This is a genomic window from Herbiconiux sp. A18JL235, assembly GCF_040939305.1.
Taxonomy (GTDB): Bacteria; Actinomycetota; Actinomycetes; order Actinomycetales; family Microbacteriaceae; genus Herbiconiux.
In genome coordinates, this window is sequence record NZ_CP162511.1 from 3,351,139 (window position 1) to 3,367,331 (window position 16,193).

The window sequence follows — 16,193 nt, forward strand, 5'->3', positions numbered from 1 at the left end:
CTTGCTGGACCCGTAATTGCCACTGCCACCCTTGATCGGAGACATGATGACGACCGCCGATACGCATTCCCGACTCCACCCCGCGGTGGGCACAGCGCTGCTGCTCGCTGCAGCCGCGCTCGTAGCGGTGGCCCTGAACGCCGCCATCGCCTGGGTGGGCGTCACCCTCGGCGCTCCCGCCGGCTACGGCCCGCTCTCCCTCCCGGCACAGGCCATCTTCACCGTGATCGGCGTCGCGGTCGGCTGGATCGGCTGGCGCCTCGTCACGACCCGTGCGCGCCACCCCCGTCGCGTGCTCCGCATCCTCGTGCCCGTCGTCACGGCGCTCACGCTCGTCCCCGACCTCCTGCTCCTCGCAGCCCCCGTCATCCCGGGCACGAACGCCGCCGCCGTCGTGTCCCTAATGTGCATGCATCTAGTCGTGGTCGCCTGCGCTATCCCCGCCTACATCCTCACGATGCGCCTGCAGCCCACACCCACGCGCTGACGCCGCGCTCGCGCCTCAGCGCCGAAGGTGCACGCCCATTCGCCAACACCAGGCGACCGCTTTGCTCCGACGCGATCCCCCTCCGATCCGCGGAGCCGCCACGATCGCACTGACCGACGCCCACGCGCGTTCCCGATCAACAGCGCACCGACCCGCTAACCCTACCGATATCGCCGCGCAGGCTACCTCCGGCGGAACTGCACCGCGAGCCACACCGCATGAAACCCCTCCGCGTCGCGCAAGCGCCTCGAAAGCTCCTCGGCGCAGTCCTCAGAGCACGCGTTCCACCCACTCACCATCTCGACGCTCGCGACTCGAAGATCGCACCGCCGACATCGGCGCACGCGACCCCGCCGCACCTCCATCTCGAGCATCGCTCCGCCCTCCTCCGCCACAAACACGCTGGGATGACCTCGCAGCGCCGACCAGTCGCACCATCATGCCATATACACGAGGCCATTCCTAGATGCCATCACGGCGAAGCTGATCGAATGCCCCGCCGCACCCCCGAAGGATCCTGGCCTGACTTCGCACGAGAGCTCGGCCACTCACTCGAACGCCACCGCCACGCCCGAGGCCTCAGCCAGGAGGCAGTCGCCTACGCCGCCGGCCTCAGCCGCTACACCTACCAAAAGTTCGAACGCGGCGAATCCATGCCCGGCACCCCCGCCAACCCTTCCCTCCGCAACATCATGGCCCTCGCCCAGGTACTCGAGGTCACCCTCGACGAACTCCTCCCCCACAACTGGCCCGACCTGCGGGCGTGATTTCAGCTACCGGGCATCTGATCGGATCTAACCCAGTTCTCCAAGTCGCTGTGATGCAGACTGCACGATCTCGTCACCCCTGGGGGGACTCGAACTCGTTAGGCGGGCCGCGACACCCGTGCGAACATGAAACTTCCGCGTATCTCCGGGTTCTTGGATCACATCGATGACCTTGGATCAAGCTGTTCTGAGACCAGTTGTGGGCAAAATGTGGTCACGGAATGCCGCCTAGATTGCCCGATCGATTGTGTTGGCCGCGCGAGTGGACTACCTCCTAGCTGAGGATGGTCAGCCGCAAGTTGTTGGAGCGAGCGATGTCCAAGAATCAGCCCTGACTCTTATCCGGAAGCTCGAATCTCTCTGCTTCAAATGCAGCGATGAGCGTCAACACCGCCGATGACAGTGCTGTCGCTCGCCTCATAACCTCATCAGCTTCGCCGTCCCAGTCCGGACTCTTGGCATCGTCTCCACTCCCATTGTCGTTGAGGCGAATGCGACGGAGTGTCCGCAGCGCTCCTTCGCCGATCTTTTCCGCGTGGTTGATCCAGGCCGCTCCATCTTGCTCGGCGAGTGCAGCCGCCCGGCCAATTAGCCCATGGACGAGATCGCCAGCGAGTCGATCGACGAGCAGTGCAGCTTTCAGCGTGGCGTTTGTCTCGGTCTCCTCCGGGCTTGGCTTGATATCAGCGGAGAATGCGCCGAAGTATGCCCACGGCCTTCGTCCGGGTGTCAGCCTTTCGAGTACCGCCTCCACTTCGTCCACTTCGGCGAGGGGCAACCGGTCCCCGGGCAACTGACGGCGAAGCGACCAGAGGCGGAGGATAAGGTCGGCTACCTCACCTTTGGCGGCGTCTCTGTCGGATCCAGTCTCCTGTTCAAGGCTGACCATGCGCTCGGCAAGATAGTGAGCCATCCAGCGTCCGAGAGTGTCGGTCTGTTCCAGCTGAGCTGCCAGCAGCTTACCGAGCTCCAGCACGTCTGTTGAAGTCGGTCCACCCTGTTCCTGGTTCGTAGGAGAAGACCCAGAAGTCGTTGTCATGATCGGCGCCACCCCCTTCATCGTCGTTGTCTGAGATGTCGGCGTAGTGAGTGCGATGATCTTCGCGGTTCACTCGTACTTCCACGATGAGTGCGGTATCGAAATGTCCCAGCATCCGGTCGAGCGCTTCGGTCGTGATCCGGAGCCGGTTGCCTGATGGGCCGTGTGATTCACGGCCAACGCTAATCTCGGCCCAGGTCTCAGATGCCAAGACGGTGTCCCCGTTCTCGCTCTCCCAGCGCAGGCCACCGCTACATGATCTGAAACTGAGAGCTTCCACAGTGTCGGCGGACGGGCGAGGCAGCTCGGGCGTGAGTTTGGTAGCGAGCGGGTCCAATCGATCGATGCCGCCTTCAGAATACGGCGTTGACACCCAACCCAGAAGCTGGAAGGGCGGTGAGGCGAACTGGAAGTCTTCGTCGTCGAGGTCCGATGAGGGGATTCGGAAACTCCAGCATCCGTCAGCAGTTTGCAGGGCACGCACAAGCGCCCCGGCGGCCTCCGGGTTGACCAGAGCAGACGCGATATGGATGCTTAGGGATCGATCGTATTCAGTGACGGACGCTGATTGCCAGACCGTTACCCATCCGTCCGCGGGTTTGAGGGCGGCCAGGAACTGGGATTTGTGAACTTCGCTTCCTCCTCGTGGACCGACGGTAGCCAACGGACCAGGAACCAAGCTTCGTTGATCTGTAATCCATCGCCCGTCGTGGCGCGCGATGTCGAAGTCGGCGAGCCATTCTAGGACGTCGGGCCGTTCCGCGTCGGGTTCGCGATAGGGCGAAGTGGTCCGCATCAGCCTTCCGGCGAGGGTAAGTGCTGCGTGACGTTCTAGGTAGTAGTTGAGGTCCTCAGCTTTGGGGACCTCCCACTTATATCCATATGTTTCGCCGTCGTTGTAAACACCCACGGTCCGTCTCGGGTCTTCTAGACGTTCCCCGTCGGCTCGCCATCCCCATTCATCGAGGATGAGAGCGCTGGCCGCATCGAGCACTTCTTGGTGCGTGATGACGAGTGCTTTCGTCAATTTTCCGAGGACGAACTCGTCGAAGTCGAAATCGAATCGGTGCTCACCTCGCGGCGCGCCTTTCATCATTGGATTGGGGTGAGTGGGGCGATGCCAGCCTTCTAGAATCACGGGCTCCGCAAGCTCGGTGCTCCAGTCGGTCCCCACAGATCTGCCAGCCAAGCTGGTGGCCAGTCGCGCAACTGACGAGCAATGCCCCTGAATCACAGCGTGGTCCGGATAGCGATCGCTTATTTCGATCACTGCGGACAAGAGTGCGTCGATGGCGGACGGATCGTCGTGTGCTACTCGCTCTACGGCGACCAGGAACCACTCTGCCGCGCTCATTCCGTAAAAGAGGAACCGGTCATCGGCGTACCCAGCTGCGTCTCCCCGTATTACTGCCGACCCGAGCGCAACGATCACGGCGCTGACGCCGAGCTCAATGGCAGTGCGCACTGCGTGTGCAGCCTGCCAACGAACTGCTGAACGCGGATCGCCCAGCGCAGCCCAGAGGAAGTTGGCAACAGCGATGTCGATTAGGTCCGCTGGCGTATGGTCGATGGCTGTCCTGGGACTAAGTCCCAGTTCCCCCTCCAAGGCGGTGAGCGCCTCGCCCAGCACACGGGCAGCCGTGGAAGGGTCGAGAACGGCTGAAGCTCCAGCTGCGAGCATGTAACAGTGGTCAGCGTCGGTCAACGCTTCCTCAAGACTCAGGTGGTCGAGAGCGCGTTGAAGGAGGTCGGTCGTGCGCACCTCTAAGAGATCGGCCGCCGCAGGCAGGTCAAAGCTCATCCAGTTGTGGTGAAGTAGACGGGCGCCATGTCGATCGACATAGGTGCTGACCGCACTTTTCAGCGAGTCGACGAACGATTGAGCCGTTCGGGGGCGCGCGAGGGCTTCGTTCAAAAGTTTGGTCAGCTCGTAATCGTTGAGGGCGTCGGAGCTCAATGCGGCGTCCAGGATCGGGCCCCACTGAAGCATGGGACGCGCAAATACCTCTGCGATGAAGAGGCTTTCACCGTATGAATGAGCCTCTTGCTGAAGTCGAACCGCCACGTCCACACCACTTGTCTGAGTGAGGTCGAGTGCCGCGATCTGCATCTTGCATTCTTCCAGCCGGGCGGCGCGTTCTGCCTCTTCGTCTGGCGTGAGGTCGAAAGTGGTGCTCCGGAGATCGTCGGGGTAATTGGCACGCGGGGGGTCCGGAAGTGGCGTTTGCGCGAACTCAGCATCAAGGGAGCGCCCAAGTCGGTTTGCGAGATTACTTGCAGCGAGCAGGGTTCTCGCGTCGAGGGCCCCGGACGCGTCAAGCTCACGGAGCGCGGCGTTTAGACCGAGGTTGGTCGAGAAGGGTGCAAGAACTATCGTGAGGTCCGGCCGACCCATGAGCAGGGCGTCATCCCCTTCAACAAATGCTCCGAACTGCCAGTCGAGCGTCCCGAACCGACGATCCCGCCATTGCCCAAGAACTCGGAGAGCGTTGGTGCCGGAGACCAGCGCGAGTGCCGCGACAAGCAGTTGTTGGTTGAATCCGTCATACACGATCGGCTCGACGGCCTCACCGAGGTGAGCAACGCGCTCGGCGAGGCCGAGTGCATCCAGAGGATCGATGCCGGCAGCTGCCCGCGTAAGGGCGACTATTGCATCCCATCGTTGCAGCGCGTCTTCACCCGGTCCGGTAGCAGCTTTGACAGCTTGGTCGAAGTAGCTCCGAGCTTCTGCCTGGCTGAAGTGGTGAAGTCCGCGAGCTATCCGCACTAGCGTGTCGGCCTTGCTGTCGGCCCCTTCGGCGGTGGTGTTCAGAGCATGCCGCGCCGCGTTGGAGAGATCGAGGACCGCCTGCGCGAAACGGGCGTCGCCACGCAAACCCAGGATCAGGTCGAGCGCACCGGCGATCGGAGCATCAGCGGTGATCGCCTGAATCACTTGATTGCAAGCGTCCGTCACTGCTTCTTCCTCGGAAGCCGCGCCGAGTAAAGGCAGGACCTGCCGAGCGACTCGATTGGACATCGACCAAAGCTCATCTTGCGAGTTGCGTTTGGGGTAGCTCTCGATTAGCGCTGCTGCGGCTTGCGGGTCGAGGTCGCCGCGAGCGTACTTTGCCCAGGTGCTGAGCCAGCTGAGCGCGGGACGCAGGTGGCGATTGAGGTCTTCGTCATTGGACTTCGCGGGATCGTACTCGCCGCGCTTCGCTGGAACTCGAGTCGGCCGGTAATGATCGACGTCAAGTGCCTCGCCCACGAGCTCCACGCGCAACGCGACTGCGAAAAGGAGGCCCGTTCGACCTGGACCGTGTCTGTCACCAAGCCCATTGGGCAGCGAAGGTGGTAGGCATTCGCGAAGTCGCTCTGCGGCTTCCGTTGCGTCGACGATCGAGTGACGCACAGCCAGTGCACAAAGCCATGAAGCGCCGCGGAGCGCGGTGTCTTCCGCATTCCGGTGGTCGTAGTCTTCGGCAAGAAGGCGACAACGGATTCGCTTCAGTCTCGCCCATACTTCGCCGACGTCATGCGCATCCACGGTCATGCCAACGCGCTGCATCTCACCAAGAACGCCAAGGAGTACCGCTGGATGAACGGAAGCAGCAATCAAGCCCAAGACGTCCTCATCGCTGGCTGATGAGATGAGTACCCGAGCAAGCGCTGCGCTCGATTCCAGGACGAAGCGAGCTGGACGCCAACCTGAGAGGTATCGGGTGGCCCGATCTGGCCCATCCGTTCGCAGGACCGCTAATGCGATGTGTGCCACTTGTTCTGGAGTGACGTTCTCGTCTCGCGAATAGCGTTCCCTCGGGGCGCGTGCCCAGGCGGCGATGGCTGACTCGGCTTGCCTCGCTCTGCTCCTGGCTGTACTCGCCCCTCCAGCGGTGTGGGCAAGCAATGCTGCTTCGGAGCCGAGTGTCGAACCCGGCCAGCTCTCTGGCAGTTCTCGCGACGCGATTAGTTCACCGAGCACTCGAGAATCCATCTGTGAACCGGCTAGGTCAGGGTTGTCTCTGATGATCGCGAATTGGCGGCCCTTTCCCGCGCGTCCGGCGCCGGCGCGCATGGCGAGCTGGACGATCGAGTCCGGACGGCGTAGCTGGACAGCGGCACGGAGACCGAACTCCACCCGGAGGTGCTCGACTTGGGTACGCTCGACGTCGCTCTTTGTTGGCAAGGCATCATCCGTGGCGACGAGGACGAGGAGTTCGTCGTGGAGATTTGCGCTCCAGAGGACCTCCGGCAGGGATGACGCGGCGTAAGCAGACGATCCGCTCAGCGCTCGCAAGTGCGCCGCGGCCTGGGTCGCGACCTCCTGTCTTGCTGGGTGCCACTTTCGGAAGTACGTTTCGGTTGGCTCGTCGAGGAATTGGACACTTTGCCCATCCAAGATCAGGCCTCTGCCGAGGTCTGATATGAAACTGCGCAGGCTTGCGGCCTGCGTGCCGGCGAGTTCCGCTAATACGTCTAATGGAACACTCGGACGTAAGAGCGTTAGGAGTTGCGCCGCGCGTTCGAGTTCTGCTCGCGCTCTGCCGGCGTTACCGAATGCGTTCGCAACTTGCTCTTGCATGAGAGAGTCGAGCGCTGTTTCGGCGCTCACTAGGCCCGCGACCCGACCAAGAGCGTCATGAATTGATGCGGTTTCAAACAGCACCGTTGAAACGACTCGCGGATTACCCGCGGTTCGATCATGAATCTCTATAACATCCAGATTGGTCGCCGCCGGATGAAAGCTTGAAACAAGCCGCGCCGTCTCTTCGGGCCTAAACGCTGGCAGCTCGAGTGAAGCCAAGCCGACGGGCGCCTCAAGGCGATCGACACGTTCTGGTCGACAGGTGAGCACGATGCGAACATTCGACGGAATATTGGCTTGTAGCCTGAGGAGGTCGCGCACAAATGGCCTGGAATCTGCGTTGTCCTCGGCTGCGATCACAGCATTGTCGGCCGCGTCCACCACAATGACCAACTGCCGGTTTCCGCTCTGCATGAGCATCTCGCTTGCCTGATTCAGACGACGCACGAAAGCCTTGGTGTACTCCTCGGGAGCGAGATTGCCAGCATGGACAATCGGAAAGCATAATCCCAGTCCGGCCATTTCGGTCGCCAGTTGAACGAGCCCGTCCCGGTGACGATGTCTCGATTGAGCTGGATTCCGATAATTGCCATTCCCGAAGCAGTCGTAGATTATTACGTCGGCACGATCAGTTACCAAGCCTGGCAGCGCCCGAGCGAAGGTGCTCTTGCCTACGCCGCCCTCGGCAGTAACAACCATCGCTCCAGTGGCTTCAAGAATCTGGTCCGCGAGTTCCCTGTAGGCATCTCGCTTCATGAATGGCGCGTCGTCGAGCAGACACGGCGCCGGGGTGAGCTCATCCTCTCGGCACCCAAACGCCGTGAGGACGTCTGCCCTCAGGATTGGGCCATCCGACTCAGTGCTCGCTCGCGAAGCGACGAGGTCCACGAGAGATGCCGACACGCGAAGGTCAGCGTCGGCAGTGAGGCCGCCAACCTCTCGATCCAGCCCACGCCGGAGGGCTGTGATTCCGGGCTCGTTGCCTCGCAGGTCGAGCCGCGAACATACAGACACCGCAGCAGCGACGGTGAGTTTCGCAACATCGTTCAACCTGGCGGCCGGCGATCCTTCTATGGGCGATTGACCAGTCGCCAGATGGCGCACGGCAATGATCACTTCCGGAGAGATCGGCTTGTTCGTCACGATAGAGAAACGAATGGTGGCGTGGGGATGACGCGTGTGTAACGCATTGTCGAGCAGAGCGAACTTGCTGAGGACCTTGCCGACCTCGCCCAGGGTGAGGTTCTCGTCAGAGCGCAGCGTCGAATGCTTGAACTGGCGCACTTTCAGGGACGTGAAGTTCCCATCTGGCGTTCCGTAATACTCGGTGAGGTCTATGACTTCGGAACCGTCTGGCTCTTCCTCCGAAGAGGCTGAGCCAGCTCCCTCCACGAACACTTGCTGGAGGTTGGACGCGGGGCTCAAGAGCTGTAGAAGGCGCGCTGCACCCCAGGTGTAATGGAATCGGTCACCGTCGCGCGACGCGCGCACCCGCTCCGATGCGTTGGAACCGCTTCGCTTAGTGGAAGAGCCCTTCGCCGCAGCCACTCTTCAACGCTCCCGATGAGACGGATAGCACCGCGCTGAAATCTGGTGACGACTTGTCACGTCGGCACTGGGTGACATCACCTGGCGGGAACCTCCTACCGGTGACCGGGTCACCTACTGTGCGTCCAGTATCGTTTATTTTCCCTCATCTCCGCCCCTCGCGCTTGGATGACACGCGCCAAGCGATCGATGGCATCGAGCATCCCGGGCACGTAAACGAGGAGCATCGCCTCCGCTAGTCCACGGTGCAGGCGCGAGCTCTAGACCTACGCATAAACGCCAGTGCGGCGGGCCTTTAAATCCTGACCAATTGCTAGCGACGATCCCTGGACGTACCGGTGCCGAGCATCAGTTGCGTGGCGCGGAGCTAAACGCCCTCGCTGGTCAGCCCTTCGATAAGGTCTCGAGCGTCTGGCACTGATCGTGCCCGACTGTTGACTACCCCGTCGACGGGCTTCCGGTAACCACCGTGGTGCGCACATCCGCCGACCTCGCTGCGTCGTTGCTGGATTCCGACCACCTCGCCGGCGTTCTGTCCGCCGCGGTCGAGAATCTGGATGTCGATGTTGAGGAGCTCGCGAAGGCGCTCTACCCCTATGCCACGCGCTACGGCTTCGATTCCGGACAAGCGCTTCTCGCAGAGGTTGCACCCGGATACGTGGCAGTCACGCGCTCGTCCGGGCTTCGGAAGCAGGTCATGAAGCTTCTCCTACAGCCGGATGGCGTGAAGTCACTTCTGTCATTTCTCGAGGAGCGCCTCGCGTCGTAAGGCATTTCACCGCTGGTGAGGTAGCACACAACGCTCTAGCGCAAAGAGGCGCAATGCCATGCTTAGTGCCTGCGGCACCGCAGCCAGTCGATGACCCAATGACGCAAACAGCGGAGGCCGAGCTCGAGGAGAGTCCGGCGTGGAGAACGCGCGAGAGACGCTCAGACGTATACGTTTCGAGCCATCGGCATGAATCGTTGTCCGGCAGATCCTGATCGCCTTGGGGACGATCAGGTCGGGGCTGGGGGGCTTATGGACTTGCTGATCAACGGGGAACGCTTTCCGATCGATCGAGACGTCTTCACAGAGCTGCTCGAGAACTCCACCGTGAGCGGCCGAGCGCCTTATCAACATGCACTCGAACGCGACGAGATCAGTTACCCCACGCTCGTGGAACTTGCGCGGAAAGCAGAGATACCGCATCCGCTGTTCTTCGCCCCACTCGCCCACGTCCAAACCCAAGTACGCACAAAGACGGAGAAGTTGCTGCAGGGTGTTGCGCCTGACACGTTCACTGTAAACACGAGGTCCACGATCAAGCTCCGCGACGTGGAACTCATCATCAAGGACCTCCTCCGGAAACAGTCGCTCGCGAAGAAGCACGATCCGGCGCTCGTCAAGAACAAGATTGTCGGCCTTCTTCGTCGGCCCGGCGCGACCGTCCGCGAAGATGCAGACAAGCTCGTGGCGGCGCTAGGACTTGATCTCCCCACGGTCCGCCGAGCCCGCACCAAGGAGATCGCGCTCGAGTTGCTCATCGAACAACTTGAAACATACCAAGTACTGGTATCTCGCAGCGTGCGCGGCTACATGCCCCAGATTCTCGACGGGGTGCATTTCAGTGGAATGACGATTCGAGACCCGAAGGTGCCGTACGTCTTCCTCGCAGGCGGCGACCACGGCGACTTCCAAGAGCCGCCGGGACGGCAGATCTTCACCCTCGTATTGATGGCCGTTCTGATCGCCCGCGGAATCTTCGCCCCCGTGACTTACGACGCGAACAGTCACGCCCCAGATGCCGGCCGCGAATACGACATCGTCGGAGAGATTCTCATGCCCGCAAGTCAACTTCAGGACATCGCTCTGGATAGCCTCGACGAAGTGAGGATCGCGGCCGACTCTTTCAAAGTAACCCCTAGCGCTATGGCCGTGCGTGCGATGCGCGTTGGCAAACTCGGCTCTGAAACGGCCCTTGAGTTCCTCGGCGAGCTCAGGCGTGAATTCCAGGAACTCCCGAAGCCGGGACCGCGAAATCAACCGAAGCCCGTGAACGCCGTCCGCAAGTACAGCGGGCGAGCTCTCACTGCGCGGATGCTCGCAGCTGTCGAGGAAGGCAGACTCTCTGACCGCGAGTTTTGCCGTGTCGTCTGCCACAATCATCTCTCCAGCGCCGACTTCGGCGAGCTGAAAGCGGTACTCCGGTGAACGAGGAACTGTTCTTACTCGACAACAACGCACTGTCCCACCTGACGCTGTCGCAGCGCGCCAGCCTGTTCTTCCGAATGCGCTGCTTCCTCCCGACCGAGATCATCCATGAGGCGGACGGGTTTCCGGACGCTGCGGCGTTCAAGGACATCGAGTATCCGACCACGGGCAGCGTCCTCAAGCACCTAGGTACGGTCATGGCCGCGATTCCCGCTGGCGACACTAACCTCGTGAATCTTTATGCGAACAAGGGAGCCGGCGACCCGATGCTCATCGCTTGCGCGCTCGACGGCATGGAGAAGGCAGCCCCACTTCTGTGGGGACCGACGTGGGTAGTCATCTCAAATGACAAGGCTGTGCGTGCCGTGTCAACCGAGCTCGGTGTTGAGGCCCGCTCGCGGGACGAATTCTTCAGGAGGACTGTAGACGAATGGAGGTCACCAGACTCCTTCGACGGATGATTCGTAACGGTGTTCGGTGAGCACGTGAGGCCGACGCAGATTTCTACGCTGGCCAATCTCGGCTCGGCCGTCATGACCCGCGACATCCTCGACGACCTGTTCGACGACGACTCGACCCCATGTCCGCGAGAACGCAAGAGGTCGCAAGTGTGGGCAAAGTGTGGGCAAACGCCGTCTTCTAGAGAAGGCGAGAGGCGCCAGATCCGCGTGATTACAGAGATATGGGGCCTCGCACAAGGGTGCCCCTGGAGGGACTCGAACCCCCAACCCTTTCCTTAGGACGGAACTGCTCTTCCATTGAGCTACAGAGGCTGACCGGTCCAGTCTAGAGCGCTCGTTCGATGTTGCGCGCGACGTAGGCCCTGGCGTCGGCAGCCTGGTCGGCATCAACACCGCTCCACACCTCGTCGTTGTGCTCGGCCACACGCTCGGCGACCCTGCGAACCACGCCAACCACCTCATCCGGGTCCATCCCGACCGTTCGGGCCAACGAAGCCCAATGACGAGACGTCACCTCGCGCGCGTAACGCGCTCCGCCGATCGGCATCGCCAGCTTCTGGTCGACGTCGGGGTAAAGAAACATCGGCAGCACGTCATACATCGGCGACAACAAGATGCCGCTCGGCCGCAGCAAGAGGGAGTAGTTCTTCGCATGGGCATCCGAGTTGCCGACGAGAACGGTGAACGCCAGCTGCGCGAGAAAGCTCCGTCGGAGGGTGCCGTCGTCATCGACCGGCTTCAGCCGGGCCATCACCTGGGCGACGGACACCTCGTACTTTCGATCGGGCGGCAGGCCCAGACTCTGAGCGATGTCTTCGGCGTGCAGGCGTCGCGAGAGCGGGCCGGTGCCCGCTTCCCGGTCGAATCGTTCGATCACGTACGACGTCTGATCGCCGAACCGCAGCACCTCCGCTTGTGGAGCACCGACGCCCGCCAGCGCTGCGAGCTCGATCGTCGCCGCCTCCGCGGCCTCTATGTTCCGATGCTCCGCGCTCCCGGGCTTGACGATGTGCGTCGACGGAACCGAGGCGTTGGGCCAGTACCAGTCACCCTCGACCCAGGCGAGCGCAAACTTGCCCTGGGCCCCGGCTAACGAGAAACGCGCCGAACCACTGCGCGGCACGGTTTCGCTCGAGTCCCGCTTGATTGCGGCTGCACGCTCCGCGATATCGCGGTGAAGGGCAGGACTGAGTTCCGCGGCACCCACCGAGGGGCTCCCGCCCTCCGGCAGGAGAACGAGACCTCCGGCCACGTCGCCACCGGCCGCAGACAGCAGGTCGAAGGCACTCGCGCTCCGCGCCGAATAGGCGAATGCCATCCGCTGGCGGGTTCGTTCGTTCTCGGGGAGCAGGTTCTCGAGAAAGTTCGCCGAGGCAAGCTTCGTGGCCCGGCCGTCTCGAGGTAGTGATAGCGAGAGAGGAGTCGCCGGAGCATCCTCGTCGTACTCGAAGCGCGGCGGCCCATCACCGAAGACGAATTGTCCGGCGTGATGCCCTTCCAGCCACGCCTCCAGCCGCCCACTCACGACAGGACCATGTCGGGCAAGGCGGTCGGCTCGATGTCCAGCGCCCGCAGAACTCGCCGAACCTCACCGGGAGAGGTGAGTGGCTGCGATGACTCGATGTTCTTCACAAGCCGAGCCGAGACACTAGCCCTCTCGGCCAGTTCCTCACGGCTCTCACCCCGGATGGCTCGTTCGGAAGCAACCACCTCGGCGAGGTCGAATCTGCTCCGCAAGTATTCCGGCCCCCGCTGCAGCGCCGCTCGAATGTAGTCGTCGTCCGCCCGATCTGCCCTAGCCGTAAGGCTGTCCAGATAGAGCTCGGCCGGGGCATCCGCCGGACGCCAGTCCGCGAGGAGGCGCGACGGCCTGTCGCTCTCCCGAAGCCGGCGGATCCGCTCCGCCGTGCGCATCCGATCGTGGCCGCTGAGTCCAACCAGGGCGCGCGACCGCACGGCTCTGCCGAGCATCAGCCAGGATCGCACCGAGAGCGCACGACGCTCCTTGCTCGGCGCGAGCCCATCGATCTCCCAGCCGACACCGACCCGATGAGCCCGGATGCGCCCGTCGGCGATCAAAGCCCGTACACGCCGCGGAGACACACCGAGCTGCGCAGCAGCCTCGGTCACCTTCATGTCACAACTATACCGCGACCGATCCGCAGAGCCAGTCTGCGCGCCATGGAGTTCGAATCGACGGAGAACGCGTCAGTCGACGGCGTGAAGTTCCGTCGTTCGTGCGGATCGCCCGCAGAATCCGTCGTTTCGGCGCAGCACGGCGCGACACCGCGCGGCGACAGCGCGCCTAAGCCGCCGCCAAGAACTCCTCCCACTGCGGCTCCGCCTTCTCCGCCCCCTTGATCGTCCACCCCGCCTGATGCGGCATCCGCGGAGCGAACCGCAACGACCACCCCATCTCGGCCGGCGTGCGATCGCCCTTCACGTTGTTGCAGCGCAGGCAGCAGGCCACGAGGTTCTCCCACGTGTCCTTCCCGCCGCGTGAGCGCGGCTGCACGTGGTCGATCGTGGTTGCCGACGCCCCGCAATACCCGCAGCGCTGCCCGTCGCGTCGCAGCACTCCGCGCCGCGACACCGGCATCATGCGGTTCATCGGAACCCGCACGTAGCGCGTCAGCAGGATCACCGCCGGCCGCTCGTAGGCACCAGAGGTGCCGAAGACCGGATGCTCGTCGTCGTGCGCGAGAATGCGCGCCTTCCCGTTCAGCACCAGCACGAGTGCCCGCTTGAACGAGACGACGCCGAGGGGCTCATACCCTGCGTTGAGGACCAGTGTTCGCATGCTCTCCCTTTCGAACACACCTGGACGGCTTCCAGGTGTTCGATGAATCGCTCGTCGACGGATGCACCACTCAGGCGCAGCCCAGGAGACGCGGAGGCAACAAAAAAGGCGCCGTCATGATGACAGCGCCTTGCTCACAGAACCAGGTATCTGGCTCTGACTCAGCCCACTCGTGTGCCTGCGCACGATGAGCAGGAGACTACCCGTGGTGCGGGTGCTCCTGTTCCCGTTCATCAGGCTCTCCAGATCTCGAAAAACGACCAGGGCCTCAGGTTACGACAGAATCGGCGTGCCACGAAGAGGTGGCACGCCGATTCACATGTCCGTCACGCACTATTTACACGTGCGCCGAGCGGATGCGGTGGCCGGGTCAGACGATCCGCACGAAGTAGTAGCTGCCCCACAGCGGCCGGTGCTCCACGAAACGACCCCAGTCGGGCGAGTCGATCGAGCCGCCCGCACCGTCGTAGATGCCGACGTGACCGATGGGCCAGATGATGAGGTCGCCGGCCTGAGCATCCGCCGGCGAGATGGGGATGCCCAACGCCGCCTGGTTGCTCACGGTGCGCGGCAGGTAGATGCCGAACTGACCGAACACGTACTGGGTGAGACCGTCGCAGCCGAAGCTGGTGTCGGGGCTGGCGCCGCTGCCGTAGGGCACCTTGCCCACGAACTGCTCGGCGAACTCCACGATCGCTGCACCGCTGTACGGGCCCGACGGCGGGTTCACGGTGAAGGCACCGCCGCTCGACGAATCGGAAGCTGCTTTCTCCTTGGCCTCGGCAGCGGCTGCGGCACGGGCGGCGGCTTCGGTCGCGGCCACAGCGGCTGCGGCGGCAGCGCGCGACGCGGCGAGCTCCTCGGTGGTGGGGGCCTTGTAGTTGTCGCGGCTGACGGCGAGCGCGGCAGAGGCGTCGGGAACCACGAGGGTCTGCTCACCGGCGAGCGACACGTCGGCGGCCACACCGTTGTCGAAGTTGCCGCCACCGCCGAAGGCGTAGGCGGGAAGGGCCATGGTGGCCACGAGAGCGGCGGCAGCGGTCATGACGACGGCGCTCAGCGCTCCGCGCTTCGTGGGGCGCTTGACGCGCGGCAGGCGCACGGCGGGGAGGCGATGCGCGGGAACGCCGGCCTCAGGCCGCACCTCGACGGCGGTCGACGCACTCGGAGCCTCGACGGCCTCGCGCGGCACGGTCGCCAGCTCCATCGCGGCGGCGGGCGCCTGCGGAACCGAGGGCACCAGGCCGGTGCGGGCTTCGAGCTCACGACGCTCGCGGCGGCTCAGCGGCTGCGCGGGGGTGTCGGATGCTGCGGATGAGCTTTCGGGGTTGTGCTCGGAACCGAGCGACTCACCAAGTGGGGCCAAGATCTAGTCCTCCGGCACCTCTGACAGCCGGGTGCAGCTGTTTCCCGTCCATACCGAATTGGGTGCGTGTTCTCCGACCAAGAGACGGGAAGGAGGTGTCTTGGCCCGCATCCGCCGGCCTCAGGGTGCCTGCGGACTCGTTCGAGGATACGGGAGGCATTCCCGTTTGTCACTTCAGCGCGCAGGTTTTTTAACAATTCCGTAACGCTCAAATGACCGTCAGGTGGCTAGACCCCAACGAATATGTGGCTTGCGACCTCATTGGGCAGTTCGAGGCCCTCGTCGTAACCTTCGACCTCGACTAGAACGTAGGAGCCGACCGCGGTGAACGCGGCCGTGTTGCCCGGAACGACCCCCGCATCCTTCAGCTGCAGCAGCAGCTCGGGGTCGACCTGGGCGGGCTCGCCGAGACGGCGGATGGTCTTGGTCTGCGGGCCGACGGCACCGTGCACGAGGGTGACGATGTTCACCACGCCGCGGGTGAACGGGATCGATGCCGCGTCGCCGAAGGCGTCGAGACCCGGGATGGGGTTGCCGTAGGGCGACTCGGTCGGGTGGTCGAGCATGTCGAGAATGCGGCGCTCCACCTGCTCGCTCATCACATGCTCCCAGCGGCATGCTTCGTCGTGCACGAGTTCCCACTCGAGACCGATCACGTCGGAGAGCAGGCGCTCGGCGAGGCGGTGCTTGCGCATGACGGCGATCGCCTTCTTACGGCCCACCTCGGTGAGTTCGAGGTGGCGGTCGACCGAGACGACGACGAGCCCGTCGCGCTCCATGCGGCCCACCGTCTGCGACACCGTGGGGCCCGAGTGGCCGAGCCGCTCCGAGATGCGCGCACGCAGCGGCGTGATGTTCTCCTCCTCGAGCTCGAGGATCGTTCGAAGATACATCTCGGTGGTGTCGATCAGATCAGTCACTGCGCATACTCCTAAGCCGGTGAGGCGTACCTAAACCAGCCTAG

12 protein-coding genes and 1 tRNA gene are annotated in these 16,193 nt (G+C 63.2%); 5 read left to right on the plus strand and 8 right to left on the minus strand.

Annotated elements, in window-relative coordinates:
* Positions 1–46 precede the first annotated feature (46 nt).
* Together ABFY20_RS15680 and ABFY20_RS15685 are read left to right on the plus strand one after the other, a co-directional pair.
* The gene (locus tag ABFY20_RS15680) at positions 47–487 is read left to right on the plus strand and encodes a DUF6069 family protein (RefSeq protein ID WP_368497173.1); all 441 of its coding nucleotides are present in this window, start codon (positions 47–49) and stop codon (positions 485–487) included.
* A gap of 491 nt (positions 488–978) precedes the next feature.
* Positions 979–1,254: a helix-turn-helix domain-containing protein gene (locus tag ABFY20_RS15685; RefSeq protein WP_368497174.1), complete on the plus strand. Its 276-nt coding sequence runs from the start codon at positions 979–981 to the stop codon at positions 1,252–1,254.
* Between the two features lie 325 nt (positions 1,255–1,579).
* Here the strand turns inward: ABFY20_RS15685 and ABFY20_RS15690 are convergent, their stop codons facing one another.
* Positions 1,580–2,230 (minus strand): hypothetical protein, encoded by a 651-nt coding sequence (locus ABFY20_RS15690; RefSeq protein WP_368497175.1) that lies wholly within the window; start codon positions 2,228–2,230, stop codon positions 1,580–1,582.
* Complete coding sequence (locus ABFY20_RS15695; protein WP_368497176.1) at positions 2,214–8,408, minus strand: hypothetical protein; 6,195 nt, start codon at positions 8,406–8,408, stop codon at positions 2,214–2,216. The genes ABFY20_RS15690 and ABFY20_RS15695 overlap by 17 nt, the downstream gene beginning before the upstream one ends.
* 469 nt (positions 8,409–8,877) lie before the next feature.
* On the opposite strand from ABFY20_RS15695, the gene ABFY20_RS15700 reads away from it, so the two are divergent.
* The 3 genes from ABFY20_RS15700 (at position 8,878) to ABFY20_RS15710 (ending at position 11,063) form a co-directional block, all read left to right on the plus strand.
* A complete protein-coding gene (locus tag ABFY20_RS15700; RefSeq protein WP_368497177.1) occupies positions 8,878–9,177 on the plus strand; it encodes a hypothetical protein in 300 nt (99 codons plus the stop codon).
* A 252-nt stretch (positions 9,178–9,429) separates the two neighbouring features.
* Positions 9,430–10,602: a hypothetical protein gene (locus ABFY20_RS15705; RefSeq protein ID WP_368497178.1), complete on the plus strand. Its 1,173-nt coding sequence runs from the start codon at positions 9,430–9,432 to the stop codon at positions 10,600–10,602.
* Positions 10,599–11,063, plus strand: coding sequence for a hypothetical protein (locus ABFY20_RS15710; protein WP_368497179.1), 465 nt, complete (start codon positions 10,599–10,601; stop codon positions 11,061–11,063). The genes ABFY20_RS15705 and ABFY20_RS15710 overlap by 4 nt, the downstream gene beginning before the upstream one ends.
* Positions 11,064–11,303: 240 nt before the next feature.
* On the opposite strand, the gene ABFY20_RS15715 is transcribed toward ABFY20_RS15710, so the two are convergent.
* From ABFY20_RS15715 to ABFY20_RS15740, 6 genes are all read right to left on the minus strand, one after another.
* Positions 11,304–11,375, minus strand: a tRNA-Arg gene (locus ABFY20_RS15715).
* A 13-nt stretch (positions 11,376–11,388) separates the two neighbouring features.
* Positions 11,389–12,588: a HipA domain-containing protein gene (locus ABFY20_RS15720; protein ID WP_368497180.1), complete on the minus strand. Its 1,200-nt coding sequence runs from the start codon at positions 12,586–12,588 to the stop codon at positions 11,389–11,391.
* On the minus strand, positions 12,585–13,199 hold the full coding sequence (locus ABFY20_RS15725) for an excisionase family DNA-binding protein (RefSeq protein WP_368497181.1): 615 nt from the start codon (positions 13,197–13,199) through the stop codon (positions 12,585–12,587). Before ABFY20_RS15725 ends, ABFY20_RS15720 begins: the two co-directional genes overlap by 4 nt.
* Before the next feature lie 169 nt (positions 13,200–13,368).
* Positions 13,369–13,863 (minus strand): HNH endonuclease, encoded by a 495-nt coding sequence (locus tag ABFY20_RS15730; RefSeq protein ID WP_171703760.1) that lies wholly within the window; start codon positions 13,861–13,863, stop codon positions 13,369–13,371.
* 370 nt (positions 13,864–14,233) lie between these two features.
* Positions 14,234–15,229 (minus strand): C40 family peptidase, encoded by a 996-nt coding sequence (locus ABFY20_RS15735; protein ID WP_368497182.1) that lies wholly within the window; start codon positions 15,227–15,229, stop codon positions 14,234–14,236.
* Positions 15,230–15,456: 227 nt separating this feature from the next.
* The gene (locus tag ABFY20_RS15740; RefSeq protein WP_368497183.1) at positions 15,457–16,149 is read right to left on the minus strand and encodes a metal-dependent transcriptional regulator; all 693 of its coding nucleotides are present in this window, start codon (positions 16,147–16,149) and stop codon (positions 15,457–15,459) included.
* Between the last annotated feature and the right edge of the window lie 44 nt (positions 16,150–16,193).

Excerpts from the sequence above, each read along its gene's own strand:
- ABFY20_RS15680 (WP_368497173.1), top strand. The coding sequence starts at position 47 with ATGACGACCGCCGATACGCATTCCCGACTCCACCCCGCGGTGGGCACA.
- ABFY20_RS15685 (WP_368497174.1), top strand. The coding sequence starts at position 979 with ATGCCCCGCCGCACCCCCGAAGGATCCTGGCCTGACTTCGCACGAGAG.
- ABFY20_RS15705 (WP_368497178.1), top strand. The coding sequence starts at position 9,430 with ATGGACTTGCTGATCAACGGGGAACGCTTTCCGATCGATCGAGACGTC.
- ABFY20_RS15725 (WP_368497181.1), bottom strand. The coding sequence starts at position 13,199 with ATGAAGGTGACCGAGGCTGCTGCGCAGCTCGGTGTGTCTCCGCGGCGT.
- ABFY20_RS15730 (WP_171703760.1), bottom strand. The coding sequence starts at position 13,863 with ATGCGAACACTGGTCCTCAACGCAGGGTATGAGCCCCTCGGCGTCGTC.